Origin of the sequence: Roseibium sp., assembly GCF_965232425.1 — a bacterium.
Taxonomy (GTDB): Bacteria; Pseudomonadota; Alphaproteobacteria; order Rhizobiales; family Stappiaceae; genus Roseibium.
Genome location: NZ_OZ246971.1, coordinates 2,522,810 through 2,547,910, shown reverse-complemented (window position 1 = coordinate 2,547,910; position 25,101 = coordinate 2,522,810). Strand labels below are relative to the sequence as shown.

Annotated in this window: 30 protein-coding genes; 15 read left to right on the top strand and 15 right to left on the bottom strand. The window is 61.3% G+C overall.

The features are described from left to right. Positions 1 to 126: 126 nt before the first annotated feature. Positions 127 to 1,722 carry a gamma-glutamyltransferase gene (gene ggt / locus ACO08A_RS11635; protein ID WP_422041217.1) on the bottom strand — a complete coding sequence of 532 codons (1,596 nt, stop codon included), beginning with the start codon at positions 1,720 to 1,722 and terminating at the stop codon, positions 127 to 129. Between the two features lie 255 nt (positions 1,723 to 1,977). Here ggt and ACO08A_RS11630 point away from each other — a divergent pair, with 255 nt between their 5' ends. Continuing rightward, the gene (locus tag ACO08A_RS11630; RefSeq protein ID WP_422041216.1) at positions 1,978 to 2,412 is read left to right on the top strand and encodes a GlcG/HbpS family heme-binding protein; all 435 of its coding nucleotides are present in this window, start codon (positions 1,978 to 1,980) and stop codon (positions 2,410 to 2,412) included. Positions 2,413 to 2,509: 97 nt separating this feature from the next. On the opposite strand, the gene phaR is transcribed toward ACO08A_RS11630, so the two are convergent. Continuing rightward, positions 2,510 to 3,106, bottom strand: coding sequence for a polyhydroxyalkanoate synthesis repressor PhaR (gene phaR / locus ACO08A_RS11625; protein WP_422041215.1), 597 nt, complete (start codon positions 3,104 to 3,106; stop codon positions 2,510 to 2,512). Positions 3,107 to 3,403: 297 nt separating this feature from the next. Between phaR and ACO08A_RS11620 the strand changes: the two genes are divergently transcribed. Together ACO08A_RS11620 and phbB are read left to right on the top strand one after the other, a co-directional pair. Continuing rightward, on the top strand, positions 3,404 to 4,585 hold the full coding sequence (locus tag ACO08A_RS11620) for an acetyl-CoA C-acetyltransferase (protein ID WP_306142204.1): 1,182 nt from the start codon (positions 3,404 to 3,406) through the stop codon (positions 4,583 to 4,585). Between the two features lie 136 nt (positions 4,586 to 4,721). Then, positions 4,722 to 5,450, top strand: coding sequence for an acetoacetyl-CoA reductase (gene phbB / locus ACO08A_RS11615; RefSeq protein WP_422041214.1), 729 nt, complete (start codon positions 4,722 to 4,724; stop codon positions 5,448 to 5,450). 80 nt (positions 5,451 to 5,530) lie between these two features. Here phbB and ACO08A_RS11610 read toward each other — a convergent pair whose 3' ends face one another. Beyond that, the gene (locus ACO08A_RS11610) at positions 5,531 to 6,460 is read right to left on the bottom strand and encodes a peptidoglycan-binding domain-containing protein (protein ID WP_422041213.1); all 930 of its coding nucleotides are present in this window, start codon (positions 6,458 to 6,460) and stop codon (positions 5,531 to 5,533) included. A 159-nt stretch (positions 6,461 to 6,619) separates the two neighbouring features. Next, on the bottom strand, positions 6,620 to 7,225 hold the full coding sequence (locus ACO08A_RS11605; RefSeq protein ID WP_422041212.1) for a TetR/AcrR family transcriptional regulator: 606 nt from the start codon (positions 7,223 to 7,225) through the stop codon (positions 6,620 to 6,622). Between the two features lie 70 nt (positions 7,226 to 7,295). Between ACO08A_RS11605 and ACO08A_RS11600 the strand changes: the two genes are divergently transcribed. The 3 genes from ACO08A_RS11600 (at position 7,296) to ACO08A_RS11590 (ending at position 8,751) form a co-directional block, all read left to right on the top strand. Then, positions 7,296 to 7,838 (top strand): redoxin domain-containing protein, encoded by a 543-nt coding sequence (locus ACO08A_RS11600; protein WP_422041211.1) that lies wholly within the window; start codon positions 7,296 to 7,298, stop codon positions 7,836 to 7,838. After that, complete coding sequence (locus ACO08A_RS11595) at positions 7,825 to 8,229, top strand: nuclear transport factor 2 family protein (protein WP_422041210.1); 405 nt, start codon at positions 7,825 to 7,827, stop codon at positions 8,227 to 8,229. Before ACO08A_RS11600 ends, ACO08A_RS11595 begins: the two co-directional genes overlap by 14 nt. Positions 8,230 to 8,295: 66 nt before the next feature. Continuing rightward, positions 8,296 to 8,751 (top strand): YybH family protein, encoded by a 456-nt coding sequence (locus tag ACO08A_RS11590; RefSeq protein ID WP_422041209.1) that lies wholly within the window; start codon positions 8,296 to 8,298, stop codon positions 8,749 to 8,751. Between the two features lie 21 nt (positions 8,752 to 8,772). Here the strand turns inward: ACO08A_RS11590 and ACO08A_RS11585 are convergent, their stop codons facing one another. Beyond that, complete coding sequence (locus ACO08A_RS11585) at positions 8,773 to 9,489, bottom strand: DUF3299 domain-containing protein (protein WP_422041208.1); 717 nt, start codon at positions 9,487 to 9,489, stop codon at positions 8,773 to 8,775. A 93-nt stretch (positions 9,490 to 9,582) separates the two neighbouring features. Between ACO08A_RS11585 and ACO08A_RS11580 the strand changes: the two genes are divergently transcribed. Next, the gene (locus ACO08A_RS11580; RefSeq protein WP_422041207.1) at positions 9,583 to 10,401 is read left to right on the top strand and encodes a methyltransferase domain-containing protein; all 819 of its coding nucleotides are present in this window, start codon (positions 9,583 to 9,585) and stop codon (positions 10,399 to 10,401) included. 8 nt (positions 10,402 to 10,409) lie between these two features. Here ACO08A_RS11580 and ACO08A_RS11575 read toward each other — a convergent pair whose 3' ends face one another. Next, positions 10,410 to 11,240 carry a hypothetical protein gene (locus ACO08A_RS11575; RefSeq protein WP_422041206.1) on the bottom strand — a complete coding sequence of 277 codons (831 nt, stop codon included), beginning with the start codon at positions 11,238 to 11,240 and terminating at the stop codon, positions 10,410 to 10,412. A 241-nt stretch (positions 11,241 to 11,481) separates the two neighbouring features. On the opposite strand from ACO08A_RS11575, the gene ACO08A_RS11570 reads away from it, so the two are divergent. Further along, on the top strand, positions 11,482 to 12,123 hold the full coding sequence (locus ACO08A_RS11570; protein WP_422041205.1) for a septation protein A: 642 nt from the start codon (positions 11,482 to 11,484) through the stop codon (positions 12,121 to 12,123). A gap of 9 nt (positions 12,124 to 12,132) precedes the next feature. On the opposite strand, the gene ACO08A_RS11565 is transcribed toward ACO08A_RS11570, so the two are convergent. From ACO08A_RS11565 to ACO08A_RS11550, 4 genes are all read right to left on the bottom strand, one after another. Beyond that, complete coding sequence (locus ACO08A_RS11565) at positions 12,133 to 12,558, bottom strand: hypothetical protein (protein WP_422041204.1); 426 nt, start codon at positions 12,556 to 12,558, stop codon at positions 12,133 to 12,135. Positions 12,559 to 12,729: 171 nt separating this feature from the next. After that, positions 12,730 to 12,915 (bottom strand): 50S ribosomal protein L32, encoded by a 186-nt coding sequence (gene rpmF, locus ACO08A_RS11560; protein WP_306142215.1) that lies wholly within the window; start codon positions 12,913 to 12,915, stop codon positions 12,730 to 12,732. Between the two features lie 180 nt (positions 12,916 to 13,095). Then, on the bottom strand, positions 13,096 to 13,839 hold the full coding sequence (mtgA, locus tag ACO08A_RS11555) for a monofunctional biosynthetic peptidoglycan transglycosylase (protein WP_422041203.1): 744 nt from the start codon (positions 13,837 to 13,839) through the stop codon (positions 13,096 to 13,098). Further along, a complete protein-coding gene (locus ACO08A_RS11550; protein ID WP_422041202.1) occupies positions 13,826 to 15,046 on the bottom strand; it encodes a class I SAM-dependent methyltransferase in 1,221 nt (406 codons plus the stop codon). The genes mtgA and ACO08A_RS11550 overlap by 14 nt, the downstream gene beginning before the upstream one ends. A 160-nt stretch (positions 15,047 to 15,206) precedes the next feature. Between ACO08A_RS11550 and ACO08A_RS11545 the strand changes: the two genes are divergently transcribed. Then, a complete protein-coding gene (locus ACO08A_RS11545) occupies positions 15,207 to 16,112 on the top strand; it encodes a polyprenyl synthetase family protein (protein WP_422041201.1) in 906 nt (301 codons plus the stop codon). Here ACO08A_RS11545 and ACO08A_RS11540 read toward each other — a convergent pair. Genes ACO08A_RS11540 through ACO08A_RS11530 form a run of 3 tightly spaced genes read right to left on the bottom strand, consistent with a single transcriptional unit; the run spans position 16,096 to position 19,036 of the window. Next, the gene (locus ACO08A_RS11540) at positions 16,096 to 17,040 is read right to left on the bottom strand and encodes a prephenate/arogenate dehydrogenase family protein (protein ID WP_422041200.1); all 945 of its coding nucleotides are present in this window, start codon (positions 17,038 to 17,040) and stop codon (positions 16,096 to 16,098) included. The genes ACO08A_RS11545 and ACO08A_RS11540 overlap by 17 nt on opposite strands. Before the next feature lie 17 nt (positions 17,041 to 17,057). Next, on the bottom strand, positions 17,058 to 18,176 hold the full coding sequence (gene hisC, locus ACO08A_RS11535; RefSeq protein WP_422041199.1) for a histidinol-phosphate transaminase: 1,119 nt from the start codon (positions 18,174 to 18,176) through the stop codon (positions 17,058 to 17,060). A gap of 14 nt (positions 18,177 to 18,190) precedes the next feature. Continuing rightward, a complete protein-coding gene (locus tag ACO08A_RS11530; RefSeq protein ID WP_422041198.1) occupies positions 18,191 to 19,036 on the bottom strand; it encodes a chorismate mutase in 846 nt (281 codons plus the stop codon). A 250-nt stretch (positions 19,037 to 19,286) separates the two neighbouring features. Here ACO08A_RS11530 and metX point away from each other — a divergent pair, with 250 nt between their 5' ends. After that, a complete protein-coding gene (gene metX / locus ACO08A_RS11525) occupies positions 19,287 to 20,489 on the top strand; it encodes a homoserine O-acetyltransferase MetX (protein ID WP_422041197.1) in 1,203 nt (400 codons plus the stop codon). Position 20,490: 1 nt separating this feature from the next. Beyond that, positions 20,491 to 21,123: a methionine biosynthesis protein MetW gene (gene metW, locus ACO08A_RS11520; protein ID WP_421980326.1), complete on the top strand. Its 633-nt coding sequence runs from the start codon at positions 20,491 to 20,493 to the stop codon at positions 21,121 to 21,123. 12 nt (positions 21,124 to 21,135) lie between these two features. On the opposite strand, the gene ACO08A_RS11515 is transcribed toward metW, so the two are convergent. Continuing rightward, positions 21,136 to 21,936 (bottom strand): class I SAM-dependent methyltransferase, encoded by an 801-nt coding sequence (locus ACO08A_RS11515; RefSeq protein WP_422041196.1) that lies wholly within the window; start codon positions 21,934 to 21,936, stop codon positions 21,136 to 21,138. 121 nt (positions 21,937 to 22,057) lie between these two features. Between ACO08A_RS11515 and gloB the strand changes: the two genes are divergently transcribed. From gloB to ACO08A_RS11500, 3 genes are all read left to right on the top strand, one after another. Further along, on the top strand, positions 22,058 to 22,840 hold the full coding sequence (gloB, locus tag ACO08A_RS11510) for a hydroxyacylglutathione hydrolase (protein WP_422041195.1): 783 nt from the start codon (positions 22,058 to 22,060) through the stop codon (positions 22,838 to 22,840). 123 nt (positions 22,841 to 22,963) lie between these two features. Further along, positions 22,964 to 23,176 (top strand): hypothetical protein, encoded by a 213-nt coding sequence (locus ACO08A_RS11505; protein ID WP_422041194.1) that lies wholly within the window; start codon positions 22,964 to 22,966, stop codon positions 23,174 to 23,176. A 65-nt stretch (positions 23,177 to 23,241) separates the two neighbouring features. Continuing rightward, on the top strand, positions 23,242 to 23,667 hold the full coding sequence (locus tag ACO08A_RS11500) for a cupin domain-containing protein (RefSeq protein ID WP_422041193.1): 426 nt from the start codon (positions 23,242 to 23,244) through the stop codon (positions 23,665 to 23,667). 54 nt (positions 23,668 to 23,721) lie between these two features. Here the strand turns inward: ACO08A_RS11500 and ACO08A_RS11495 are convergent, their stop codons facing one another. Further along, on the bottom strand, positions 23,722 to 24,339 hold the full coding sequence (locus ACO08A_RS11495; protein ID WP_422041192.1) for an FMN-dependent NADH-azoreductase: 618 nt from the start codon (positions 24,337 to 24,339) through the stop codon (positions 23,722 to 23,724). 137 nt (positions 24,340 to 24,476) lie between these two features. On the opposite strand from ACO08A_RS11495, the gene ACO08A_RS11490 reads away from it, so the two are divergent. Continuing rightward, positions 24,477 to 25,100: a CGNR zinc finger domain-containing protein gene (locus ACO08A_RS11490; protein ID WP_422041191.1), complete on the top strand. Its 624-nt coding sequence runs from the start codon at positions 24,477 to 24,479 to the stop codon at positions 25,098 to 25,100. The last annotated feature ends 1 nt before the right edge of the window (position 25,101 follow it).

Below are 25,101 nucleotides of genomic sequence, written 5' to 3'. Positions count from 1 at the left end.
GATTACCTCGTGGTTATCGGTCGCGCCCGGCTGCAGTTAACATCGTGCATGGAGGTCAAACAATGCATCTGATGTCGCAGCCGGCCCGTCCTCACGGTCCGCGAACGATCACAAGGCGTCCTTGCATCAGTAACCGGCGGCGTGACCGTCCTTGCGCGGATCGGAGCCTGCGGTCAGGAGATGACGCGCCTTGTCGATCATGATCGCCTGGCTGCCGCCGATCGGACCGGGCGCTGGAACGACCGTGTGGCCGCGTGCTTTCAGGCCGTCGATGGTTGACGGAGGCACGAGCCGTTCCGCCTGGAGGTCGTGGGTATCCAGATCGAAGAACATGCGCGGAAAGTCGATCGCGGCCTGCACGTCCATGCCGTAGTCGATGATGTTGGTCAGCAGATGCGCGTGGCCGCAGGCCTGGTATTGTCCGCCCATCACGCCGAACGACAGGAACGGGGCACCATCCTTCAGAACCATGGCGGGAATGATCGTGTGCAGTGGCCGCTTGCCGCCATCGATCGAGTTGGCGTGTCCCGGCGCGGCCTTGAACGACCTGCCGCGGCTGTGCAACAGCACGCCGCTTGCCGGGGCGACGATCCCCGAGCCGAAATCGCTGAACAGCGAATTGATGAAGGAAACCGAAAGGCCGTCCTTGTCGACAACGCTCAGATAGACCGTGTCTGTCTGCGGCGAAAGGGAGGTCTCGGGAATCGGGAAGGTGCGGCTCTCGAGCGACACCAGGCGCGCGAGCTGCTCGATATAGTCTGACCCGATCAGCCGCGTGTGGCACACATCCATGTAATTGGGATCGGTGACAAACTTGTCCCGGACCGCGTAGGCGATGCGCGAGGCCTCCATTTCCAGGTGAAACCGTTCCGGGCCGAGCGGGTCCATGTTTTCCAGATCGAACTTTTCGAGAATCCCCAGGATCACAAGCGCGATGACGCCCTGCCCGTTCGGCGGAAGTTCGGCGACCGAGTAGCCCTTGTAGTCGCGCATGACCGGGGCGACAGCGGTCGTGTGACAGGCGGCAAGATCGTCTTCGGTCATCAGGCCACCCTTGGCCTGGAGCGCCGAAACGATGTCGCGGGCGATGTCGCCGCTGTAGAAAGCGTCCGCGCCGCCTTCCGCGATCCGTTCGAGCGTGTCGGCCAGATGCGGGTATTTCAAGATGGTGCCGGTTTCCGGTGCCGCGCCGTTGATCAGGTAGCGCGCCGCAGAGATTTCATCCTCTGAGAGCTTTGAAACGTTCTGCGCCCAGTCGCGCGCAACCCTCGGAGCCACGGGGAACCCGTCGCGGGCATACTCGATGGCGCGCTTGAAGAGCTCCTTGAAGGATCGCGTGCCATGGGCCGACAGCAGCGTTTCCCACGCCCTGACGGCTCCGGGCACGGTGACGGCATGGGCAGACGTATCGGTAATCTCCTTCACACCGAGTTCCGCGAGACGCTCGGGCGACGCGGCTTTTGGTGCCGCACCGGACCCGTTGAAACCGGTGAGCCGGCCATCGGGCTCGGTCACGATCGCGAAGCAGTCGCCGCCGATGCCGGTCATGTGTGTTTCGACGACACATTGCACGGCCACCCCGGCGATTGCCGCATCGACGGCATTGCCGCCGCTTTGCAGAACTTCCAGAACGGCGCTTGTCGCCAGGGGGTGAGAGGTTGCAGCCGCCGCGTTACGCGCAAAGACCGGCGAGCGGCCCGGGGCCTGAAAATCACGCTTCACTGAATTCCTCCAACCCGAATTTCACATCACTTGTTCCGTTTCGCCGCAGAAGTTTCTCGGCGAAGCCACCTATTCGCCTGCGCTCCGGTCTGCTAGCAAGCCCTGATTGAGGGCAGCACCTTAAGGAGTGACCGGCAAATGCGCAAACATGCAAATGGGGCGCACACAGCCGAGCGCGGCTGGTGCCGTACGTAGCGCGACTTGAGAAAGGTGTTTGCCCCGCCCCGTTATGAACCTTCAAAAGGACGACATTCAATGGCAAATGGCATTTCACTTTCAACGGCAGAGACCATCACTTCCGCCGCATTTGCAAAAGCGGCCGAGCTGGGCCTGAAGCCGCTCACTGTTGTCGTTCTGGATGCAGGTGGTCATACCGTGACCCTGAAGCGGCAGGACGGCTCGTCCAACCTGCGCCCCCAGATCGCGACCGGCAAAGCGAACGGCGCGCTTGCGGTCGGCACCGGAACCCGGTGGCTGAACGCCAACGCGGAAACGCGTCCTCACTTCGTCAATGCGCTCAACGGCGCCGCCGGCGGCAACATCATACCGGTGCCGGGCGGCGTGCTGGTCAGGAATGACGCAGGTGAAACACTCGGCGCTGTCGGCATTACTGGCGACACATCCGAAAACGACGAAGCCTGCGCCGTGGCCGGCATCGAAACGGCCGGTCTGGTCGCCGATTGCGGCTGACGCTCAAGGGTGAAAACAGCGCCCGGCAAAACAACGGCAGGAAGCGGCAACCCGCTTCCTGCCGGCATTCATTCTGATCGACAACCTTGTCCGGGTGTCAGGATTTGTCCGAAAGCTGGTTGATCTTCTTCTGCATTTCTTCCAGTTGCCGTTTCATGTCATCGAGCTCGCCCGGGCCGGATGCGCTCTTCTTGGCATCGGCGGCGGGTGCTGATCCGGCAGTCGAGGAATTTCCCGATTCACCGGTCGGAAACGGCATGAACATTTTCATGGCCCGCTCGAACATCTCGGTGTTTCGCTTCACCTGATCCTCGATGGCGTCGAAAGCGGTCGCCCCGAATGCCTCGCTCATTTGCGAACGCAGCTTTTCCTGTTCCTTGGTGAGCGATGTCATCGAATACTCGAGAAAGCTCGGAACCAGGCCCTGCATGCTGTCGCCGTAAAAGCGGATCAGCTGCCGCAGAAAGGTGACGGGCAGAAGGTTCTGGCCCTTGCCTTCCTGTTCGAAAATGATTTGCGTGAGCACCGACCGGGTAATGTCCTCCCCCGTTTTGGCGTCGTAGACCACAAAGTCTTCTTCTCCCTTCACCATCACCGCAAGATCCTCAAGCGTGACATAAGTGCTGGTGCCCGTGTTGTAGAGCCGCCGGTTGGCGTATTTCTTGATGATTGTAGGCTCGGTTGTCTTAGCCATTCGTCATTTCCGCCTGTCAGCCTTACGGCTAGTTTTCCATGTGACGACAGTGCTTTCGCCGACGTGCCGCCTCCTCCGACAAAGAGACTAAGCCAATCGTATCGGATCGTGCCACTCTTTTTATGTGCGCTGACGAAAGGATTATGCCGCAAATGCGAAAAGACCCCCCGGATAAGGGCTGTTACGGTTGACACCGTATCCCGGGCAGTTTCTAGTCCTCCCATAATTGAGGATCGAAAAGTGCCCTTTAGGCACCGTCCGTCTACGGCCATTCGGCCATCAGTCCTGGAGAGTAGTATGAGCGCTTCCACAGATATCGTTATTGTCAGCGCAACCCGCACGCCTGTTGGGTCTTTCAACGGCTCGTTCGCCAACGTTCCGGCACATGACCTGGGCACAATCGTCATGAAAGCCGCCATGGAACAGGCCGGCGTCGAAGGCGGAGACATCGACGAAGTCGTGTTCGGTCAGGTTCTGACGGCCGCGCAGGGACAGAACCCGGCACGCCAGGCCGCGATCAATGCCGGCATTGCCGACAGTTCATCCGCCTGGACCCTGAACCAGGTTTGCGGATCCGGTTTGCGCACCGTTGCTATTGCAGCGCAGCAGATCCAGACCGGCGATGCCACGATCATGATGGCCGGCGGTCAGGAGAACATGTCGCTGTCGCCCCATGCTGCGCATATGCGCAACGGCTACAAGATGGGCGATTACAAGATGATCGACACCATGATCAAGGACGGTCTGTGGGACGCCTTCAACGGCTACCATATGGGCCAGACGGCGGAGAACGTTGCCGAGAAATGGCAGATCAACCGCGATCAGCAGGACGAATTCGCCGTCGCCTCGCAGAACAAGGCCGAGGCCGCCCAGAAAGCCGGCAAGTTCAAGGACGAGATCACGCCCGTGACCGTCAAGGAACGCCGGGCCGAGAAAGTGGTCGAGGACGACGAATACATCCGTCACGGCGCGACCCTTGAGAGCGTTGCCAAGCTGCGCCCGGCCTTCACCAAGGAAGGCTCCGTCACCGCCGCCAACGCGTCCGGCATCAACGACGGCGCCGCCGCCATCCTCGTCATGAGCGCGGCCGAAGCTGAAAAGCGCGGCCTGACGCCGCTCGCCCGGATCGCCTCCTGGGCAACCGCCGGCGTCGATCCGGCCATCATGGGCTCGGGTCCGATCCCCGCCTCCCGCAAGGCGCTGGAGAAAGCCGGCTGGGCGGCGGCGGACCTGGACCTCGTTGAAGCCAACGAAGCCTTTGCCGCACAGGCCTGCGCCGTCAACAAGGACATGGGCTGGAACCCCGACATCGTCAACGTGAACGGCGGCGCGATCGCCATCGGCCACCCGATCGGCGCATCGGGCGCGCGCATTCTGACGACCCTGCTGCACGAAATGAACCGCCGCGACGCCAAGAAGGGTCTCGCGACCCTGTGCATCGGCGGCGGCATGGGCGTTGCCATGTGCCTGGAGCGCTGATCGCACGGAATTGACAAGGATCATGGCCGGCACCGTCCGGCCGTGGTCCAAGCACCGAAGTTTTTGAACAAAACACTCTGTTGAAGAGCCGGGAGCAAAGCTCCAAGAGGCCAACTGGTAGTCAGGAGGAAGGGGAATGAGCAAGGTCGCACTGGTCACGGGCGGAACACGCGGCATCGGCGAGGCAATCTCGCGCGGGCTGAAGGACGCCGGCTACACCGTGGCAGCCACCTACGCGGGCAACACCGAAAAGGCGGAAGCCTTCAAGGCGGAAACCGGTATCCATGTCTACAAATGGGATGTCTCCGACCCCGAAGCCTGCGCCGCCGGGATTGCCCAGGTCGAAAGCGAACTCGGCCCGGTCGAGGTGCTGGTCAACAATGCCGGCATCACCCGCGACGGCATGTTCCACAAGATGGACTTCGACCAGTGGCGCGCCGTGCTGTCCACCAACCTGGATTCCATGTTCACGATGACCCATCCGGTCATCAACGGCATGCGCGGACGCGGCTCCGGCCGCATCATCAACATTTCTTCCATCAACGGCCAGAAAGGCCAGATGGGCCAGACCAACTACTCGGCAGCCAAGGCCGGCGTGATCGGCTTCACCAAGGCGCTGGCACAGGAAAACGCCTTCAAGGGCATCACCGTGAACTGCGTCTGCCCGGGCTACATCAACACCGACATGGTTGCCGCCATGCCGGAAAAGGTGCTGGAGTCGATCGTCTCCAACATCCCGGTCGGCCGTCTCGGCCACCCGGAAGAAATCGCCCAGACCGTAGTCTACCTGGCCTCCGACGCCTCCGCCTTCATGACCGGCGCGGTCATGACCATCAACGGCGGCCAATACGTCGCCAACGGCTGATTGATCGTCTGCGGACATCTTCAAATCTGAAAGGAGCGCCTACGGGGCGCTCTTTTTTTTAGCCGTTCGGCAACGCCTGCTCAAAGCACCTTTGACCAGATCGGCCGGCCGAAGCCGCTGTCCTTTTGCGGGTCCTTCATGATGCCGTGGATCGAGTACTTGTCGCGCTGCACGATGGTGAGCGGCGCGAACGTGTCATTGACCCGGAAATTGACGTTGCCCTCGATTGTCGTCAGCTGGTCGCCGTTGACCTTCACCACGAGAAAGTGGTGGTTTTCACCCGGCTTCTTCGTGACCGGGTCCTTGCCCCAGTTCGCAACCCCGTAGTCGCCGGGTTTCACGTCCGACGCCTTCGTCACGGTCGTGAACAGCGTTGGCTTTCCTTGTTTTGGCGCTGCCGTGCTCACCATGGGCCAGGACCCGATCTTCAGCCCGGCAAGCTTGTAGACGGCAAAGACGAACGCGCCGCACCACTTGCCGATATCCATCGGCGGCAGCGCGGCGGCATAGCGCTGGACGTCGGTGTCCGAAATATGAAGACATCGATGCGCCTGGATACCGGGGTTGCCGGTCAGCATGGCGATCTGGGCAAGGATGGCGCCGCCCTGGCGTTCCTTGGTGGTGCTGTCGGCCTGATAGTTCATCGCGATCCGCTGGCGGTCGGCGCCGAGCTGGTCGGACAGTCGCCAGCCATGGCTTGCATGCATCTTGCGCGCTATGTCGACGATACGGTCGCGCGCGGCCTGCTCATCGGCTGGCGGCGTCAGTGTCTTGATGTGGTTGAGGAAAGCCTCGATGAACTTGTCCAGCGCCCCTTTCGTCTGCTGTCCGACGATGCCGTCCTTGGCAAGACCGTTCTTGCCCTGGAACTCGACCACCCTGGCATGGGTCTTGCCGCCGAAGTTCCCGTCCGTCTCCAACTCCGGATAGATCGAGGCACCTGCGTGGTTCAGGCCCCCTTGCACCTGCTCCACGGCCTCGCCTTGCGAACCAATTTTCAACAGCATCATGGCCGGTCTCCCCCAAGGCAGGCGTCAAACCTTACCTTACGATAAGTATACCGACACAATGCGTGCCCCGGGCAGGTTTGGCAATTATGGCGTGGTTGTCGGGATCAAGACCGGACCCGCCTGTGAATGCGATCCCGGGCACCGGCGCGATACGTCGCCTCAGGCGAGGATCATGCTGACCCGGTGATCCAGGTCCCGGCGCATGGCCTCCGCCGTCCACCCGGCACGGCCACGGAACATGTAGCCCTGCCTGATATCGTAAAGAAGCCGGGCGCGCTCGAGCGAGGGGAAATCTTCCGGAAGTACCTTGTTCTCCTTTTCCCGCTCGAACCGGGAGGCAAGGCGCTTGTCCGTGTCTTCGATCGCCTTTTCGACACGCTCCTTGACACCCTCGACTTCGCCGATGCTCGCCGACACGCTCGAGGCAAGGAAACATCCCTTCGCCCCGCTTTCATGGGCCGTTGCGTAGGTGATCACCTCTTCCAGAAACCCGCGCACGGCAATCCGGATGTCCGGTTCGCTCTCGAACATGACAACGGGCGCGCACCCGTCGACGTCTCCGTAAAGGTCGATGGTCTTGAGGAAGAGTTCCCGCTTGTCACCGAACGCGGCATACATGCTCGGCCCGCTGATGCCCATCGCTCCGGTCAGATCCTTCAGCGAAGCACCGTCATAGCCCTTCGCCCAGAACACGTTCATGGCAGCCGTCAGCGCCTGCCGGCTATCAAATGTCCGCGGGCGACCCATTTTTTTTGTATCGGTCAATATATATCTCTTGACTCTGTTGCGCTCCGATATTTATGTATCGGTCATTATATATATCACGGAGCCCCTGATGACAAACTCAAAACCTCTTGTAGGTCAGGCCTTCCCGAAAATCACCCTGTCCCGCCTGGGTGGCGGAACAGTGGAACTCGGAACGCCGGCAAACGGGCACGACTGGCAGATGATCGTGATCTATCGCGGCAAACACTGCCCCATCTGCACCAGATACCTGACGGAACTTGAAGAAATCGCGCCCGAGCTGAGCAGGATCGGCGTGGATGTCGTGGCGGCGTCGGCCGACCCGGAAGATCGCGCCACGCATCAGGCCGGCGAGGCGGGCGTAAGCTTTCCCATCGGCATCGGTTTGGGTGTCGGTGAAATGCAAACGCTCGGTCTTTATGTTTCCAATCCGCGTTCCGCCGAAGAGACCGACCGCCCTTTCGCCGAGCCTGGGCTCTTTGTCGTCAATGGTGCGGGCGAGCTTCAGGTCGTCGACATTTCAAACGCGCCCTTCGCGCGGCCGGCCCTGTCGTCGATGCTCATGGGACTGAATTTCATCAAGAACCCGGCCAACAACTACCCGGTCAGGGGGACGCATCATGACAACATCTGAAACGACCACGCAGGAAATCAAGGCCGTCATTCAGCGCCTGATCGAGAACGTCGCCGAAAACAACTCCGCGATCCTCGAGGAGATCTATCACGACGACATGCAGGTCATCATGCTCGATCCGGACGATGCGGTCAGCGTGTCGGGCAAGGCGGAGTTCCGGGACATCATCCGCTCGGCCCTGGAGGCCAACAACGGCACCATCGGAACCTGGGCGAAATTTCATCATGTCTCGGTCGACGGCGACAAGGCCCACGTCCTGATCTCGCGGCAGAATGAGCTGACCGGGCCCGACATGCAGATCACGCTTGGGATCGATCTGCTGCGCGAAAGGAACCGCTGGCAGATCACCCGCGAAGTGATCGTCACACGACCAAAGACAAATGCGGCCTGAACCTTTCTTTTCCGTTGGCCGAAAGACACCTCGTTTCAGAAGATGAATCACGCGAAAGACCAACTGATGTATGTCCGAAAATCTCTCATCAAGCTTGCAGTCGTAACGGCGATTGCCGGCCCCCTTCTTTCGGCAGGCGATGTCCGCGCCGATCCCGTTACCGAACTGAAACGCCTGAACGACCGCTTCAATGAAGCCGTGGCAGATCACGATGCGGACGCCGTCCTGTCGCTCTACGCGGATGACACGATCTGGATCGAGCAGGGCAAGCCCGCGGTCGAAGGCCTTGCAGAACCCAGGAAACTCTTCGAGTTCGTCACGGCCAACAAGGGAGACGTCACCCATTCCATAGACACGCTCTTCGTCTCCGACGACGGCACGCTTGCCGTCATGATCGGGTCAGTCGACGCCAAAATGGAAAGCGTCGGCATGGATGCGACCGGAACCTATCTCTTCGTGCTCAAGCCGTCCGGAGACGGCTGGAAAGTGGTCACGGACATGTGGCATCAGCACGCCAGGTGACCCACGCTTGTCCGCAGATGCCTAGCGCGTCTGCGGAGGCTTGAAGTGGAGAAAGGACCTCTCTGCCGTGCCGGGTTCTTTCTGCGCGCGCGGGACGACTGCTGTGACCTGCATGTCGAAGACGGCGATCATCTCCACCTGCCCGTCGATCAGGGTGATCTCCTGCCGGGTCGGCCTGATGCTGAGCGTGCCGACGAGTTCGACCGGTTCGTAGAGGGAATCGGCCGTCCAGTCGGTCGCCAGCGTGTAGCGGATCATCTGGTTCGGGTCGGGAGCGGGCGTGTGGGAACACATGCCCCGTTCCGGAACGAGATAGCCGGTGGAGGCCGCGTTCTCCGCGCCGAGAACGGGAATGACATAGCCGGGAATCGAGATGCGCCTGCCGTCGAGATCGGGATTGCCCGCCATCACCGCTTCCGCGCGCTTGCGGCCGATTTCCTGCCGGCGGGACAAAAGACCATCGGTGTCGACGCCGGACGCTGCAAGTTTCGCCTCTTCGCGATCGAGCCGATCTGCGGCATCCGCCCGCGCATCACTTTCAAGACCGGGATCGGCGAGCAGCTTGCGCAACCGCAGGACCGTACCGAGAGATCTCAGCTCGGCGAGACCGAGCGCGGCGAAGGGATCATCGAAATCAGCCGCGACCGGGTCGATCAGATCCTGCCAGTTCACCTGTTTCACCGCCCATGCCGGTTGCATGAGGCCAATCAGCAGGATCAGGCAAAGGATTGCGCGCATTTCGAGGACCCGTGTGTTCTTTTCAGCTCGATTGCCTGATAGATAGCAGATTCCGGCCGGCAAGGCATATGACTTCAGCGCAGGGATAGTGCCATGACCTTTCTCGCAGACGGTTTCAGACAGGTGGACAATGCCGCCAACCTCGCAAAGCTGGAGATCTGCCTGTCATTGATGGAACACCTGCCGGACTTCCAGACCTACAAGAGAACCTCCTATGAGGCGCTGGTCCTTGGCCCGGACAGCAAGGTTGCCGACCTCGCCTGCGGCCTCGGCTTCGATCTGCCGCGGTTGAAGCAGCTGGTTCCTGGCGGCAGCGTCACCGGATTCGATCTGAGCGACCGTTTCGTCAAGGCCGCACAGCACCACGTCACCGACGTACTGGGGGACGCGGACCCGTCCATCACCGTCCGCCAGGGCGACATCCATGGGCTTGGATGCGATCCGGATCTGTTCGACGCAGCGCGGATCGACCGGTCCCTCCAGCACATCCCGGATCCCGCAGCGGCGATCGGCGAAATGGCGCGGATCGTGCGCCCCGGCGGCATTGTCTGCGCCTCGGAGCCGGACTGGAGCAGTTTCGTCATCGGGTCGGATCTCGCCGAAATTTCACGCCATGCCGAGAACGCCTTCAGAAACGGGTTTCTCAATCCGATGATCGGCCGGGAGCTTGTCGATCTCGTTGGTGGCCACCTCACCATTACCCACCACAGCGTTCATCCCATCCTGCTGAAGAGGCTTGCCGACGCCGAGATCATCTTCGACCTGACCGAAACCCTTCAGCGCTGTGTTTTAGAGGAGAAAATCCCGGCAGCCGAAGCGAAGACCTTTTACGCGGACCTGGAAGGCCGCGACAAGAACCACCGCTTCTTCGCCTTGCTGAACATCCACGTGGTCGCCGGGCGGAAACAATAGCTTGGCATCTACTCTGCCGATTTCAGATCGGGCGCGTCGGCACACTCAACAGTGAACCAGGCCCTACCTTTGTATTTGGTGTTGGGAACGAAACCGAACCTGTAATAGCTCCACGCCCACATGTGGCCGTCGCCGGACGCCAGCAGGAAGTGGGAATCGCTCGTCCGCTTCGGTGCCGTCAGAAACGTGAACGCATCCCAGCTCTCCATCAGCTTCCGCGTATCGGAGTTCCAGAGGCAGAACGAAGCGTCACCGACGGTGTCTTTCACCGCCGCCTGAACTGTCAATGGATACCAGAACCAGCTGCCGGACGTCAGCAGCAGCAGCGACAGGCCGCATCCGAGACAGGTCTGGCGCAGACCGTCGGCCCTGGTCGGCTTCCGCCAATCCAGTGCCCACCACACCCAGACCAGCAAGGCACCGGGAACCGCCAGGCCAAGATGCATCAGCAAGGGATAGGACGCGCTTTGCATCGACCAGGACAAGGCGACAAAGACCAGAAACGTGATGGTGACGGACAAGAAAAGTCCCGCGGCCAGTTCTGCCCAAACCGGCAATTCTCGCGTACCGCCCGGACAGGGTCCTTCGTCGCCGGAGAGCAGGTGGAGGCCGCCAAGGCCGCCCCGAACCAGGCTGCTGCCCGCAAACCCGACGATGAAGACAACGGCACCCAGTCCGGCAAGCAGTCGTGCCTCGGAGGTGCCGGGGTTCAGCTGCCCGAAAAGCGAAAACCCGAAGACCGCGCAGGCGCAAAGCTTGAGCGCGGACCTCCAGCCGAAGAAATGCAGCGGAGCCGTCAGCAGGGCACTGATGGTCAGAAAAAGCAGCAAGAAACTCAAAAGGCCATCCATTGCAGATCGCAAGACACGCTGAAGAAACGGCTCCGAATGAACCACGGCCGTGTGCAGGCGCCGTGCAGGTTTCCGGCAAGTTGTCACGAAACGGCCCTGTCGGTTCGCCAAGAGGCGGGTTTCACTTATCTGTCAGCAGGCAACCGGGCCTATCTCTCACCAAAAACCTTGACCCGCCTGCCCCCTTGCCCCTATTTCCCGGGAACACCTGATCAGGAGCATCTGCACTATGGAATTGGAACACGACCCGAACGATCCGACCCGAAAGGAGCTGTCACCGCTCCTGAAGCTGGCGCTTGAACTGGGTCCGCTCGGCGTGTTCTTCCTGTTCAACTCGCGCGGCGAACAGATTGCCAACGCGTTTCCGGTTCTGCAGGTCATCGGCGAGCCGATCTTCCTGGCAACGGCGGCCTTCATGGTCGCCATCTCGATTTCGCTCACCGTTTCTCTGTGGCTGACGCGCCGCCTGCCGATCATGCCGCTGGTTTCCGGCGTCGTCGTCCTGGTCTTCGGCGCGCTGACGCTGTGGCTGCATGATGAACTCTTCATCAAGCTGAAACCGACCATCGTGAACTGCCTGTTCGGGTCCGTCCTGCTCGGCGGCCTCTTCTTCGGCAAGGCGCTGCTCGGCTACGTCTTCGACAGTGCCTTCAAGCTGACGGACGAGGGCTGGCGCAAACTCACCTTTCGCTGGGGCATCTTCTTCTTCGTGCTGGCAGCGATCAACGAGATCGTCTGGCGCAGTTTCTCGACGGATTTCTGGGTCAGCTTCAAAGTGTTCGGCATCATGCCGATCACGCTGGTGTTCACCCTGACCCAGCTTCCCCTGATCCAGAAATACGCCATCACCGACGAGGCCAAGGACGCCTGATGCTCAGGGTTAAAGATGCTCGCCGCCGTGCCCGAAAGAGACGTCGCGGCGCGCGCCGGTGATCGAGATCGAAAAGCCTGCGATCACGTCGATCAGCGATATCACCATCAGGATGAAAAACAGCGACGTGGCCGCCTGCGGCAACACCAGAAACTCGACCAGGTAGGCGACGAAGACCAGAACCGAGAACATGTGATCGAGCAGCGCCGTCGTGCCGATCCGCGTTGCCTTCAGGATTTCGATGAACAGAAAGAACAGGCCGAGCGTGATCAGCAGATCGCTCGCCAGGAGTTCGAACGTTGCGCCGGAAACCATCGCGATCGAGATCATCGGCTCCGACCAGAACAGCGGATTGCCCGCGCCCGTCGTAAAAGCAAGCGCGTTGTAGATTAGCAGCGAGAAGAGCGTGAAGGGAAGTGCGGAAAAAAGGCGCATGGCGCGGCTCCCGGCAAAGGCGGACACGGGGTGGGCGGAGTGCGCCGACCTGACACGATCAAAGACACGATTTCAAGGCAAGACTTCAAAACAAACGAAAAAGGCCGGCCTGTCGAAACAAGGCCAGCCTCAATCTGGTTTGCCAAGCGGCGATCCACCCTGCGGAAGAGCTTATGCGTCTTCTTTCGGGGAAAGGATCTGACGGCCCCGGTACATGCCGGTCTTCAGGTCAACGTGATGCGGGCGACGCAGTTCGCCTGAATCCTTGTCCTCGACGTAAGTCGGCTGCTTAAGGGCGTCCGTAGAACGGCGAAAACCGCGCTTCATACGCGAGGTTTTTCTCTTTGGAACTGCCATTTTGTTTTTCTCCGTGGTCCATAACCGCGCGGCCCGGACCGGGTCAGCCCGGGGCGTGGCGTCACGCAGCGTGTTGGAATGCGCGGCGTTATACAGGCAACGCCGGCGTTTTGCCACCCCAAACACAAAAAATTCTCGGTCAATTTCAGGCGCAACCGTTTGATCCGCCTTGTATCAGGGTTAATTGGCCAGAACACAGCCGAAAATCGGGCCCGAAGACCGGACACGGGCGAGATTGGTCGCCGCCAGACGGCGGTGCCCGGCGGACGGATTGGCAGGGTTGCGGCCGAGCGGATTGGGCAGTGCGGTGGCCAGACGCGCGGCTTCGGTCCGCGTCAGGTCCTTCGCCGGCTTGCCGAACCAGGCCTGCGCTGCGGCCTCTGCACCGAAGATGCCTTCGCCCCACTCCGCGATGTTGAGGTAGATTTCCAGAACCCGTCTCTTGGTGAGGATTGCGTCCAGCATCAGCGCAAGCGGCAATTCAAGCGCTTTCCTGACATAGGAGCGTTCGCCCCAAAGAAACAGGTTCTTCGCGGTCTGCATGGTGATCGTGCTGGCCCCCCGGGGGCGTTCGCCCTCGCTGAGCGCCTCGACCTGGTCCTGGAGCGCCTCCCATTCCACGCCGTCATTGGTGCAGAACCCGCTATCCTCGGAGGTGATGACCGATCTGACGAGGTTGGGAGAAATCTCCTCAAGGGGAACCCATTGCCGGTCAACCCAGAGGAACTGGACATAGCGGGCGAGCATCAGGGTGCTGACCGGAGGGACGACGGAATAGACAATCGTGAGAACGGGCGGCAACAGGATCACAAGCATCAGCAGCTGCAACAGCCGCCGCCGGACCCTTTGCCAGAAAGAACGCTTTTTGCGGGTGTCCCGGGAAGAGCCCTTGCCGCTCCCGGCTGCCGCCTTACGTCGTCCCATTCAACTTCCGTTCATTGTCCTGAATGAAATCGCGGATGATCGGTACGGCATCGCGTTCCTTCGACAGGAGCAGCTGGAATACCATGTTCGAGCCGTGCAGAAACCCGAGTTCGACCGCGCACAGATAGAACTCCCACATCCGGCAGAAGGCATCGTCGTAAAGCCCGGCCGCCGCAGCGCGCTTCTCCTCGAATCGGATGCGCCAGTCCCGGATCGTGTAGTAGTAGTGCAGCCGCAGGATCTCGTTGTCGCAGACCCATAACCCGAGGCGCTCGGTCGATGCAAAGACTTCGGACAGGGCCGGGACGTATCCGCCGGGGAAAATGTATTTCCTGATGAACGGCCCCGTCGTGCCCGGCGGCGTCATGCGCCCGATGGAATGGACCACCGCATAACCGCGATCCGTCAGGCACTCCCGGATCTTGCCGAAATAGTCATCCAGGTGACCGATGCCGACATGTTCCATCATGCCGACCGAGATGATCCGGTCGAACTGCCCTTCGAATTCACGGTAGTCCTTGAGCACGAACCTGACCCGGTCCTCCACGCCCGCCGCCTTGACCCGCTCTTCCGCGATCTTGACCTGTTCCGGCGACACGTTCAGCGACGTGACGCGGGCTCCGGCCTCCGCCATCCTGATCGCCAGCGATCCCCAGCCGCCGCCGATTTCCAGGACCTCCATGCCATCTTCCAGGTCGAGCTTGGCCACCAGGTGCGTCAGCTTCGCGTCCTGCGCCGCCTCGAGGCTCACGTCCGGGTCGGTGTAGTAGGCACAGCTGTAGTTCAGGCCCTCGTCAAGAAACAGCCGGTAAAGGTCTGTCGAAAGATCGTAGTGATGCCGGGCCTGCTTCTTGGCGCGTTCGACGCTGTTTTTCTGCTGATGCCGCCGAAATGCCTTCCACCCCTTGCGCAGGAGGCCCTGCACCGGATGCGCGCCGAGGGGCGCCCTGTTGATGGAGAACAGGAACATGAAATCGTAGCAGGTCGACCCTTCTTCCATCGTCAGCGTGCCGTCCATGTAGGCTTCGCCTGCGGCCAGTTCCGGGTTCAGGAACAGCGCTGTGTAGAGCTTCTTGTCATGCAGACGGATGGTCACCGTCGGACCGTCCTCGCCGGAGCCGAACGCGTGAACCTTTCCCGTCACGTCGATGACGCGCATGCGGCCCCGTTTGATGAAGGAACGCAACAGGTTCGACAGCAATTTCATGTGCGGGTCTCCAGGTGATGGCCCGATCCGGGCGCGGTATGTGGCTGGTCAAACTAGCCGGTCGATCTATTTTTTGAAATTCCGGTCTTGACGATACAAAGAATTGGTCTCAGGGAAAGCCGAACTTTGCAATTGCCGGAAATACGGTCTGGAGTACCTCGTGACGATTGAGCTGACGCAGCACCTGAGCGAACAGGGCGCCCGGATTGAAACCGTTCTCAAACACATCCTGGACCCGGCGGCGCTGTCCGGTGAGATAGCACGCCCACCCCGGCTGGTCGACGCCATGCGTCACGGCGCGCTCAACGGCGGCAAACGCCTCAGGCCCATCCTTGTCGTCGAGGCCGCCAGACTGTTCGGCCGCGATGATGACGGCGTTCTGCAGACAGCTTGCGCGCTGGAACTCATCCACTGCTATTCGCTCATCCATGACGATCTTCCGGCCATGGATGACGACGACCTGCGCCGGGGACAACCGACCGTGCACAAGGCCTTTGACGAGGCAACGGCGATCCTGGCAGGCGATGCCTTGCTGACGCTCGCGTTTGATGTCGTCGGCAGCGAAACCGTTCACGGCGATGCCGCCGTCCGGCTCCGGCTGTCGAGAGAACTGTCGCGGGCAGCCGGTGTCGGCGGCATGGCCGGCGGCCAGATGCTCGATCTTGAATCGGAACACCGGGACCGTTCGGAAACGGAAATCCGTCTGCTCCAGTCCATGAAGACGGGCGCGCTCCTGCGCTATGCCTGCCGCTCGGGCGCCATCGTCGCCGACGCATCCGATGACGACATCGACAGGCTGACACGTTTCGGCGAAGTGATCGGGCTGGCCTTCCAGCTGGCCGACGACCTTCTGGATGTCGAGGCCAGCCCGGAAGTCATGGGCAAGGCGACCGGCAAGGACGCCGAAGCGGGCAAGGCCACGCTTGTGGGCCTTTGGGGCGCGGAAAAGACCCATGCCGAACTGAAGACACTTCTGCAGGAGTCCGAACAGCTGCTGGCACCCTACCGGGAAAGCGCCCGCACGTTGTCGGCGCTGGCGGATTTCATCGTCAGTCGGTCGAACTGACCGGGGTTCCGGCCGCATGGCGGCCGAAGTCCGGCGCGTCTGTTTCCTGACCCGCCTCGATGATCGAGCGCCGGATGCCCCGGGTGCGGGTGAACAGGTCGAACAGCATCTCGCCGTCACCCCAGCGGATGGCCCGCTGCATGGCGGACAGGTCTTCAGAGAACCGGGCCAGCATCTCAAGGATGGCTTCCTTGTTGTTCAGGCAGACGTCCCGCCACATGGTCGGGTCAGACGCGGCCAGGCGCGTGAAATCACGGAACCCAGATGCGGAATACTTGATCACCTGCGATTTGGTCACGGTGGCCAGATCGTCGGCGGTGCCGACAATGTTGTAGGCGATCAGGTGCGGCAGGTGGGAGACGATCGCCAGAACCAGGTCGTGATGCTTGGGCTCCATCAGATCGACATCGGATCCGCAGCCTTCCCAGAAGGCTTTGAGCCTGGCAAGCGCGTCCGGATCCGTGTTTTCCGGCGGCGTGAGAATGCACCAGCGCTGGTCGAACAGGGTCGGGAAGCCGGCATCCGGACCCGAATGTTCCGTACCGGCGATCGGGTGTCCCGGAATGAAGTGCACACCGTCCGGAACATACGGGCTCACCTGTTCCACCACCGATTCCTTGGTGGACCCCGCATCGGTCAGGATCGCACCTTTTTTGAGGGCCGGCGCAATCCATTTGGCAACGGCTTCGTTGGCACCCACCGGCACGCAGAGAATGACCAGATCCGCGCCTTCGACAGCCTCTGCGGCATCCAGCGCGTAGTGGTCGCCAAGGCCAAGTTCTTCCGCGCGCTGCAGGGTCGCGGCCGAGCGGGTCGAAATGGCGATCTCGTTCACGAGGCCGCGTTGCCGCGCCACTTGCGCGAGCGAGGAACCGATCAGGCCTATGCCGATCAGGGCCATCCGGTCGAATATGGGAGCGCCAGTCATGTCTTCTTGTTCTGCCTTCAGGCCTGTCCCAGGAATGTCTTCAGATGTTCGACGACCGTCCGGTTCGCTTCTTCCGAGCCGACGGTCATGCGCAGGGCATTCGGCAGGCCGTAATTCGCAACCTGGCGCAGAACGCAGCCATGTTGCAGAAGATAGGCATCCGCATCTGCCGCCCGCTTGCCGTCTTCGTCGGGAAAGTGGACGAGCACGAAATTGCCGACGCTCGGCGTCACCTTCAGGCCGAGCTTTTCCAGCTCCGCGGTCACCCAGGGCAGCCATTCGTCATTGTGTTCGACGGCCCGTGTCAGGAATTCGCGGTCCTGAACCGCGGCGATCCCGGCCGCGATGGCCATGCCCGAGACGTTGAAGGGGCCGCGTATCCGGTTGAGCGCATCGATGATATGCGACGGACCGAAGCCCCAGCCGATGCGCAGATTGGCAAGCCCGTAAACCTTGGAGAAGGTGCGGGTCATGACCACGTTGTCGGACGTCGCCGCGAGCTCGATCCCGCTTTCATAGTCGTTCTTGCGCACATATTCGCCATAGGCCGCATCAAGAACGAGAAGCACATGTGCAGGCAGACCCTCGTGCAGCCGTTTGACTTCCTCGAACGGCAGGTAGGTTCCGGTCGGATTGTTCGGATTGGCTATGAAAACCATCTTCGTCTTGTCGCTCACCCGGGCGAGGATGGCGTCGACGTCGGTTTTCAGATCCGTTTCCGGCGCAACGACCGGTGTGGCGCCGGCCGCACGGATCGCGATGTCATAGATCAGGAAACCATGCTCGGAATAGATCGCCTCGTCGCCGGCCCCCAGATAGGCATAGGCGAGAAAGCTCAGGATTTCATCCGAACCGGCGCCGCAGATGATGCGGTCGGGGTGCAGCCCATAGGTTTCCGCGATGGCATCGCGCAGCTCGTTGGCGGCACCGTCGGGATAAAGCTCAAGGTTATGCGCGACCGTTTCAATGGCGGCCTTCGCCTTCGGGCTCGCACCGAGCGGGGTCTCGTTGGACGACAGCTTGTGCAGCGTCTTGCCATGCGTGCCCTTGGATTTGCCCGGAACATAGGCGGCAATATCCATGACACCTGCGCGCGGTTGCGGGCGCTCGGATCTGGTCACGTCTGCTTCACTCATCGTCATCTTCCCGCTCAGTCTTGCGGCTCTTCGCCGCCGAACTCGTCGTCGCCATCGGTTTCGCCGTCGATCGGCGCGGCATAGCCGCCGACCCGGCGCAGCACGTCCGGTCTGGCCCCGGCTGCAGTGCAGGCGGCCAGCGCATCTTCCTCGGTCAGTTCTCCCGATATCGCCAGCAATGCGTCGACACCGCTACCTGACCGGAAAAAGCTAAGAACTTCAATACCCTGATCCATCAGCTTGCCGGGCAGAACATCGGACCAGCGCGCGTCATAAACCGTAACGTCGGTGTTGTCGACAAGGTTGTCCGCCCGCGACAGAACCAGCGCCGGCAAATCGGCCGGGCGTTCATCGAGCATCACGAACGGCAAGCGCGCCCTCACGAGCGCGCCCGTCTCGCTGAGCCCCCGCCACCAAGGCAGGTCCGCCCGCTCGTTCAGGGCGACGAGGCCGATTGCATTCCCGGATGAAAGGCCGACCGCGTCAACGACGTCCGAGGCGTCGCTGCACGGGTCGAGCTCCGTCGAAAACCCGAAATAGAACCTGGCCAGGTCGAGCATGTCGATCAGCTCGGCGCCGCCGTCCAGGAAAATGACGGTTTCGGTTCCCTGCAGCGTGCAGGCACAGATAATGTCGCGCCAGATCTGTTCGACCGCAGCGATCGGCAGCGTGCCCCGGTGCCGTTCCAGCATCTGCCGGACACTGTCCGCATCCCGATCAGGGCGGTAGGTCAGCGCTGCGACCGCGGTCCCGCTGTCGGCATTCTGGAGCGCGGTTTCCACCTCCGCCCGCTCCATCAGGGCCTCGTGGATGCGCATGTCGATCTCGTCGACGCGGGTGCGCAGATCGACGGTTTTCATGCCATCGTCCGGTGATTGCGGCATCTGGGGTCCCAGCCTCGTTTCATGGTGCAGCGGCGCATAGTCATATTCATGTGATTGCCCAAACGCAAAAGAAATCATTGACTCATCGAGCCACGCACGGCTAGGTCGCTCGTCTGGCTGATTTGCCGAACCCGAACCCTCGAACCGGATTTAGGGCACGTTCAGTCCTGTATAGCATCATCACCCGAGGTTCCCCGGTTAATACAAGAAGAACGCCCGACCTGTCATGCCAACTGAGAGCAAAAATCCGGAAGCGCTTGACCATGTGAAAGCGAACGAAGCGGAGGCACCGTCGAGCAGGCTTGCGCGCTTTTCGGCGGATGAACCGCTTGAACTGGATTCGGGCGTTCAGCTGGCACCGTGGCAGATTGCCTACGAAACCTATGGCGCGCTCAACGCGGACAAGTCGAACGCGATCCTCGTCTGCCATGCGCTGACCGGCGACCAGTATGTTGCCTCGACCAACCCGGTGACCGGAAAGCCGGGCTGGTGGGAACTGATGGTCGGCCCGGGAAAACCGATCGACACCAACCACTATTTCGTTGTCTGCGCCAACGTTCTGGGCGGCTGCCTCGGCACCACCGGTCCGGCATCGATCAACGTGGAAACCGGTGCCCCCTACGGACTTGATCTGCCGGTGATCACCATCCGGGACATGGTCCGCGCCCAGGCCCGGCTGGTGGATTTTCTCGGCATCGACACGCTCTTTACGGTTATTGGCGGATCCATGGGCGGCATGCAGGTGCTGCAATGGGCGGCGAGCTACCCGGAGCGCGTGTTCGCGGCCGTCCCCATCGCGGCCTCGGCGCGGCACACATCCCAGAACATCGCCTTTCACGAAGTCGGGCGCCAGGCGATCATGGCGGATCCGAACTGGTGCGGCGGCGGCTATATCGGTGAGGGTGTCCGGCCGACAAAAGGCCTCGCGGTCGCCCGCATGGCGGCGCACGTCACCTACATGTCGGACGAATCCCTGCACCAGAAATTCGGCCGGAACCTCCAGGACCGGGACCGGCTGACCTTCGGCTTCGACGCAGACTTTCAGATCGAAAGCTACCTGCGCCACCAGGGAATGACATTCGTCGACCGGTTCGACGCCAATTCCTATCTCTACGTGACCCGGGCGATGGATTATTTCGACCTGGCGCATGAATTCGGCGGGGCGCTGCCGGCGGCCTTTACCGGCACCAGGACCCGGTTCTGCGTCATGTCGTTTACGTCCGACTGGCTGTTTCCGACCTCCGAAAGCCGCAGCGTGGTCAAGGCGCTCAATGCGGCCGCGGCGAACGTTTCCTTCGTGGAGATCGAAAGCGACCGCGGGCACGATTCCTTCCTTCTGGACGTGCCGGAAATGTTCGAGACCATTCAGGGTTTCATGACCGGCGCGGCCCATGCGCGCGGAATACCTGCGCCGGGGGAGGCCGACTGACATGAACCTGGCTCCCAGACAGACCCGCGCCGGCGAGGTGCGCGGAGACCACAAGGTCGTCGCCTCGCTGGTTCCGCTCGGCGGGCGCGTGCTCGACATCGGCTCGGAAGACGGCGCGCTGCTGGATTATCTCGCGCGGGAACGCCAAGTTGACGGCCGCGGCGTGGAGCTGAGCCAGGCCGGTGTGAACCGGTGTGTCGCGCGTGGCCTGTCGGTCATTCAGGGCGATGCCGACAAGGACCTCGCCGATTATCCGGACGATGCCTTCGACGTGGTCATCCTCAGCCAGACGCTGCAGGCGACGCGCGAGCCGAAAAAGGTGATGAGCGAGCTTTTGCGCATCGGCAAACAGGTGATTGTTTCGATCCCGAACTTCGCCCATTGGCGCAACCGCATGCAGCTCCTGTTCCGCGGGCGGATGCCGGTGACGAAATACCTGCCCTATGAGTGGTACGACACGCCGAACATTCATTTCTGTTCGCTGCGCGACTTCGTGGAACTCTGCCACGAACTGGACGCGGACGTCGAAAAGGCGATCGCCCTGAGCGCGCAGGGCAACAAGATCCCGGTCAATGCGCCTTGGTGGGTCTGGAACATCGTCGCCGAACAGGCCGTTTTCCTGCTGAAACGGTGATCCGGTCCCACATCACGAGCCTTCCGGCACCTCACGTGACAGAATTGTCTTCTGGGACCGCACTGCCCTGACGGGCTTCAGACCCGTGGCAACGCCTTCGGGAATGAACACCGGGCGCAGGACCCGGAGACGGCTCTTCTTGCCGTCGGCAGGAAGGCTCTGAAAGACGACTTTTTCCGCTTCCACGACAAGCACGCCGCCGAAGACAGGCCAGATCCGCCGGCCGATCCCTTCCCAGGTGCGCGCGGCGCGCAGGATCGTGCGCGCCTTCGACGGCGGCATGAACAGCGCTTCCTTGTCGTCGACCACATTGAACTCGCAGCTCTTGAGCAGATCCTTCAGCTGGCCGCTCGAATAGGGACGGCCGTATCCGAAGGGCGACAATTCGGATTGTGCCCAAAGGCCGCGCCGGTTCGGCACCACGGCAATCAGCCGTCCGCCGGGACTAAGCAGGCGCCAGGCTTCCTTCAGAACCGCCTCCGGTTCCGAGCAGTGATCAAGCGCATGCACCAGCATGATCCGGTCGAAGGAAATGTCCGGGAAGGGCAGACTGGCGTCCTCGACGAGCGTGCAGGCGCTGTCGCGCTCGCGCGGCCAGGACACGGCACCCTGGGGCGCCGGCATTGCCGCGATCGCACGTTCCGCCGAATCGAGATAGGGGCGCATGAACGGTCCGGCATAGCCCACGCCAAGGAGCCGCTGCCCGTTCAGCTCGGGCCACATCTCGCGGATCGGCGCCCCGATCAGGCTGCGCAGCAGGCGCCCGAGCGGCAGATCGTAAAAGGCGCGCAAATGAACGACGTCGAGATACATTCAGGTCCGAACTGGCTAGGGTACGGGCACGGACCGAAAGCCATCGCTTCCCGTCTTGCCCTCCGGCTTCCTGTTTGCCACTGTGGCAAACAACAAGTCAATCACTTCGGAAACCTTCGACATGGCCTTGAGCGACACAACCGAGATCCACCAGTTTCCCTGCCTCAACGACAATTTTGGTGTGCTGATTCACGACCGCGAAAGCGGCACGACCATCGCCATCGATGTCCCCGAGGCCACCACTTACGAAAAAGCGCTGTCGGAAAAGGGCTGGAACCTCACCCATATCCTCATCACCCACCATCACTGGGATCACGTTCAGGGGCTGGGCGATCTCAAGCAGGCGACCGGAGCAACCGTCTATGGCCCGGCGCGGTCGCGGCAGAAGATCGCGGAGCTGGACCGGACGGTGGAAGATGGCGACCACATCAAGTGCGGTCCGTACGAAATCAAGGCGATCGCAACCCCGGGACACACGCTCGATCAGATTTCCTGGTATGTCCCGGAAATCGGAATGGCCCATACCGGAGACACGCTGTTCTCGCTCGGTTGCGGCCGGGTCTTCGAGGGCGACAAGGAAATGATGTGGTCGTCCCTCGAAAAACTCATTCACCAGCTTCCCGACGACACCAGCATCTATTGCGGCCACGAATATACGGAGGCAAACGCGAAGTTCGCGCTCACTATCGAACCCGGCAATGCCGACCTGCAGGCGCGCGCCGAAGAGGTCGGCCGGATCCGTGCAAGCGGCGGAGCGACGCTTCCCACGACCATGTCTGTCGAGAAGGCAACAAACCCCTTCCTGCGCGCGGGCGAAGCTTCCGTAGCCGACGCGCTCGGCATGAGCGGAAAGTCTGCTGCGGAAATATTTGCAGAGATCAGGACACGAAAAGACAACGCCTGACGCGGTTTCTTTGCCGAGCGTTCAATAGGCAAAAATACGAGGCTCATTTCTTCGGCAAAAGCCTTATATCACCGGTTTCCGTCCCCATATGCACCCAATCGTGATCATGTCGGGGCAGAAACCATGACACCAGCAAATGCCGGAACGTCCACCTCACGCACTGCCGAACAGCGCGCAAAGGACGTCGTGCACCGTATCCTGAGCCAGGCCGAAGCGATCCCCATGCACCATGGGGGCGGCCACAAACTGGACATGCAGGTACTCTACGAGGAAGTTGTCGCCGCATTGCGGGAAACCATCGATGACCTCGCCTATTGTACGGATACAAAATCCTGACCAAACCCAACTGAGCGCTTCCGCTCGCAACCGGGATTTCCCTTGAGATGCAGGATCTTGCCAACATGACGGCCGAAGACGTCGTCGATCTGTTGAACATGCAGCCGCATCCCGAGGGTGGTTTTTACGTCGAAACGTTCCGCGACGAGGTAACGGACCAGGACGGCCGGGCGGCCTCTACCCTGATCTATTTTCTTTTGCCCGAAGGGATCGTGTCGCGCTGGCACAAGGTCGACGCCGTCGAGACGTGGCACTGGTATGGCGGAGCGCCGCTGGAGCTGTCCATCAGCACCGACGGCAAGTCACGGCAGGATCTCAGGCTGGGCAACAACCTCGTCATCGGTGAACGTCCGCAGGGCATCGTGCCGCGTGACGGCTGGCAGCAGGCGCGATCACTGGGAGCCTGGACGCTTGTCGGCTGTACGGTGGCACCGGGTTTTCAGTTCGAAGGATTCGAAATGGCCCCTGACGGCTGGGAACCAGGCCTGTAAAGACCGCGGCAGCGGCCTTCATGGCCACCGCCGTCGTCAGGATCAGGCGCTCTGTTAGGCGGCTGCCCTTGCCTGTTCGATCGCCCGTTCCAGGTCATCAGCCGGTGTGGGTGTCAGAATGCTTGGCTGGTGCCGCGTCGTGGCGACCTTTTCGATCCCGACGAGCCCGAACCACCAGTTCATGTAGGCCGAGTGATAGTCCTCGCCGTATTTCCTGTCAGCTCCGGGCGCGAAGACGCCCGAACTGTAGAACACATGCGCGGCCTTGTTTTCCAGAAGCCCGAAATAGCCGCGCTCCGGTTCGAAGCCGAACAGGAGACCCGGCTGCGTGATCACATCGATATAGTGCTTGAGCTTGTACGGGATGCCGCCGTTCCACATGGGAATGTTGAAGACATATTCATCGGCGGCCATGAACCGCCGCGTGACCTCTACCACCTGGTCCCAGGCGGTCTTGCCGGCCGCATCCATCTCGCCAACGCCGAAGAAAGACAGTTTGGCGGCATTCTTGTCGCCGTCGAACTCCGGCAGATCTTCCTCCCAGAGGGAAAGGGTATCGACGTCAACGGCCGGCTCCCGTTGTCTCCGCGTGTCGAGATAGGCGTTTGCCAGTTGGGCCGATTGCGACTTCGAACCGCGCGGCGATGCATTGATATGCAGGATCTTGGTCATTCCGAAATCTCCTGGAATTGGGAAAGGATATCTTGCAACCTTCAAAATGCATATTTGACGGTTACATACAAGTTGAGCAACCTGCAAAATAACTGTTTGATGGTTTCAAAAGCCCGTGAACGCGAAGAGGAAACCGAGTGACTGATCCGGCCGGAACGCCGCCCATCCTGATTGCCGATCATCCGGCGCTAGATTTCCTGAACTCCGTCGGCGCACCGCACGGGACCGAGATTGAGTGGATCGCGGACGGCCCCGCGTTGATCTCATGGATGACGGCCGCAGGTATTCTGAGCGACGCTCAGGCCGCGGACACGCTTGCCCGTATCCCGGCGGAAGACCTGAATGCGGCGGCGGCGCAGGCGCGGGAGCTTCGCGAATGGTTTAGGGCACTGGTCATCCGGCAGGACGGGGGCCCCGGCTGGCAGCTCACGGCGGAAGAAATGGAAGGGATCAACAGCCTCATGTCAGCGGGAACCTACCGGTTCCGGCTGCTGCCGGACGACACGGGCAGTGCGGGACTGCGCCTCGCAGGGGCCTATGAAATCGGGACCGCGGCGGATCTGCTGGTGCCGATCGCGCAGCAGATTTCAGAGCTTCTGACGAAGACGGATTGCCGGCTGACCCGCAACTGCGCAGGGCCGTCTTGTACATTCTGGTTCACGGACGTCACCAAGAACAGGAAACGCCGCTGGTGCGACATGAAACTATGCGGCAATCGCGCCAAGACGGCCGCCTTCAGGGAGCGAATGAGGAAAGCCTGAA

Coding starts and splice junctions, on each gene's coding strand:
- phaR (WP_422041215.1), bottom strand. CDS start 3,106: ATGGCTAAGACAACCGAGCCTACAATCATCAAGAAATACGCCAACCGG.
- ACO08A_RS11565 (WP_422041204.1), bottom strand. CDS start 12,558: ATGCGCCTTTTTTCCGCACTTCCCTTCACGCTCTTCTCGCTGCTAATC.
- ACO08A_RS11540 (WP_422041200.1), bottom strand. CDS start 17,040: ATGACTGGCGCTCCCATATTCGACCGGATGGCCCTGATCGGCATAGGC.
- gloB (WP_422041195.1), top strand. CDS start 22,058: ATGGCCTTGAGCGACACAACCGAGATCCACCAGTTTCCCTGCCTCAAC.
- ACO08A_RS11505 (WP_422041194.1), top strand. CDS start 22,964: ATGACACCAGCAAATGCCGGAACGTCCACCTCACGCACTGCCGAACAG.
- mtgA (WP_422041203.1), bottom strand. CDS start 13,839: ATGGGACGACGTAAGGCGGCAGCCGGGAGCGGCAAGGGCTCTTCCCGG.
- metX (WP_422041197.1), top strand. CDS start 19,287: ATGCCAACTGAGAGCAAAAATCCGGAAGCGCTTGACCATGTGAAAGCG.
- ACO08A_RS11630 (WP_422041216.1), top strand. CDS start 1,978: ATGGCAAATGGCATTTCACTTTCAACGGCAGAGACCATCACTTCCGCC.
- ACO08A_RS11595 (WP_422041210.1), top strand. CDS start 7,825: ATGACAACATCTGAAACGACCACGCAGGAAATCAAGGCCGTCATTCAG.
- ACO08A_RS11585 (WP_422041208.1), bottom strand. CDS start 9,489: ATGCGCGCAATCCTTTGCCTGATCCTGCTGATTGGCCTCATGCAACCG.
- hisC (WP_422041199.1), bottom strand. CDS start 18,176: ATGAGTGAAGCAGACGTGACCAGATCCGAGCGCCCGCAACCGCGCGCA.
- ACO08A_RS11515 (WP_422041196.1), bottom strand. CDS start 21,936: ATGTATCTCGACGTCGTTCATTTGCGCGCCTTTTACGATCTGCCGCTC.
- rpmF (WP_306142215.1), bottom strand. CDS start 12,915: ATGGCAGTTCCAAAGAGAAAAACCTCGCGTATGAAGCGCGGTTTTCGC.
- ACO08A_RS11550 (WP_422041202.1), bottom strand. CDS start 15,046: ATGAAATTGCTGTCGAACCTGTTGCGTTCCTTCATCAAACGGGGCCGC.
- metW (WP_421980326.1), top strand. CDS start 20,491: ATGAACCTGGCTCCCAGACAGACCCGCGCCGGCGAGGTGCGCGGAGAC.
- ACO08A_RS11580 (WP_422041207.1), top strand. CDS start 9,583: ATGACCTTTCTCGCAGACGGTTTCAGACAGGTGGACAATGCCGCCAAC.
- ACO08A_RS11495 (WP_422041192.1), bottom strand. CDS start 24,339: ATGACCAAGATCCTGCATATCAATGCATCGCCGCGCGGTTCGAAGTCG.
- ACO08A_RS11590 (WP_422041209.1), top strand. CDS start 8,296: ATGTATGTCCGAAAATCTCTCATCAAGCTTGCAGTCGTAACGGCGATT.
- ACO08A_RS11600 (WP_422041211.1), top strand. CDS start 7,296: ATGACAAACTCAAAACCTCTTGTAGGTCAGGCCTTCCCGAAAATCACC.
- ACO08A_RS11500 (WP_422041193.1), top strand. CDS start 23,242: ATGACGGCCGAAGACGTCGTCGATCTGTTGAACATGCAGCCGCATCCC.
- phbB (WP_422041214.1), top strand. CDS start 4,722: ATGAGCAAGGTCGCACTGGTCACGGGCGGAACACGCGGCATCGGCGAG.
- ACO08A_RS11620 (WP_306142204.1), top strand. CDS start 3,404: ATGAGCGCTTCCACAGATATCGTTATTGTCAGCGCAACCCGCACGCCT.
- ACO08A_RS11570 (WP_422041205.1), top strand. CDS start 11,482: ATGGAATTGGAACACGACCCGAACGATCCGACCCGAAAGGAGCTGTCA.
- ACO08A_RS11610 (WP_422041213.1), bottom strand. CDS start 6,460: ATGATGCTGTTGAAAATTGGTTCGCAAGGCGAGGCCGTGGAGCAGGTG.
- ACO08A_RS11530 (WP_422041198.1), bottom strand. CDS start 19,036: ATGAAAACCGTCGATCTGCGCACCCGCGTCGACGAGATCGACATGCGC.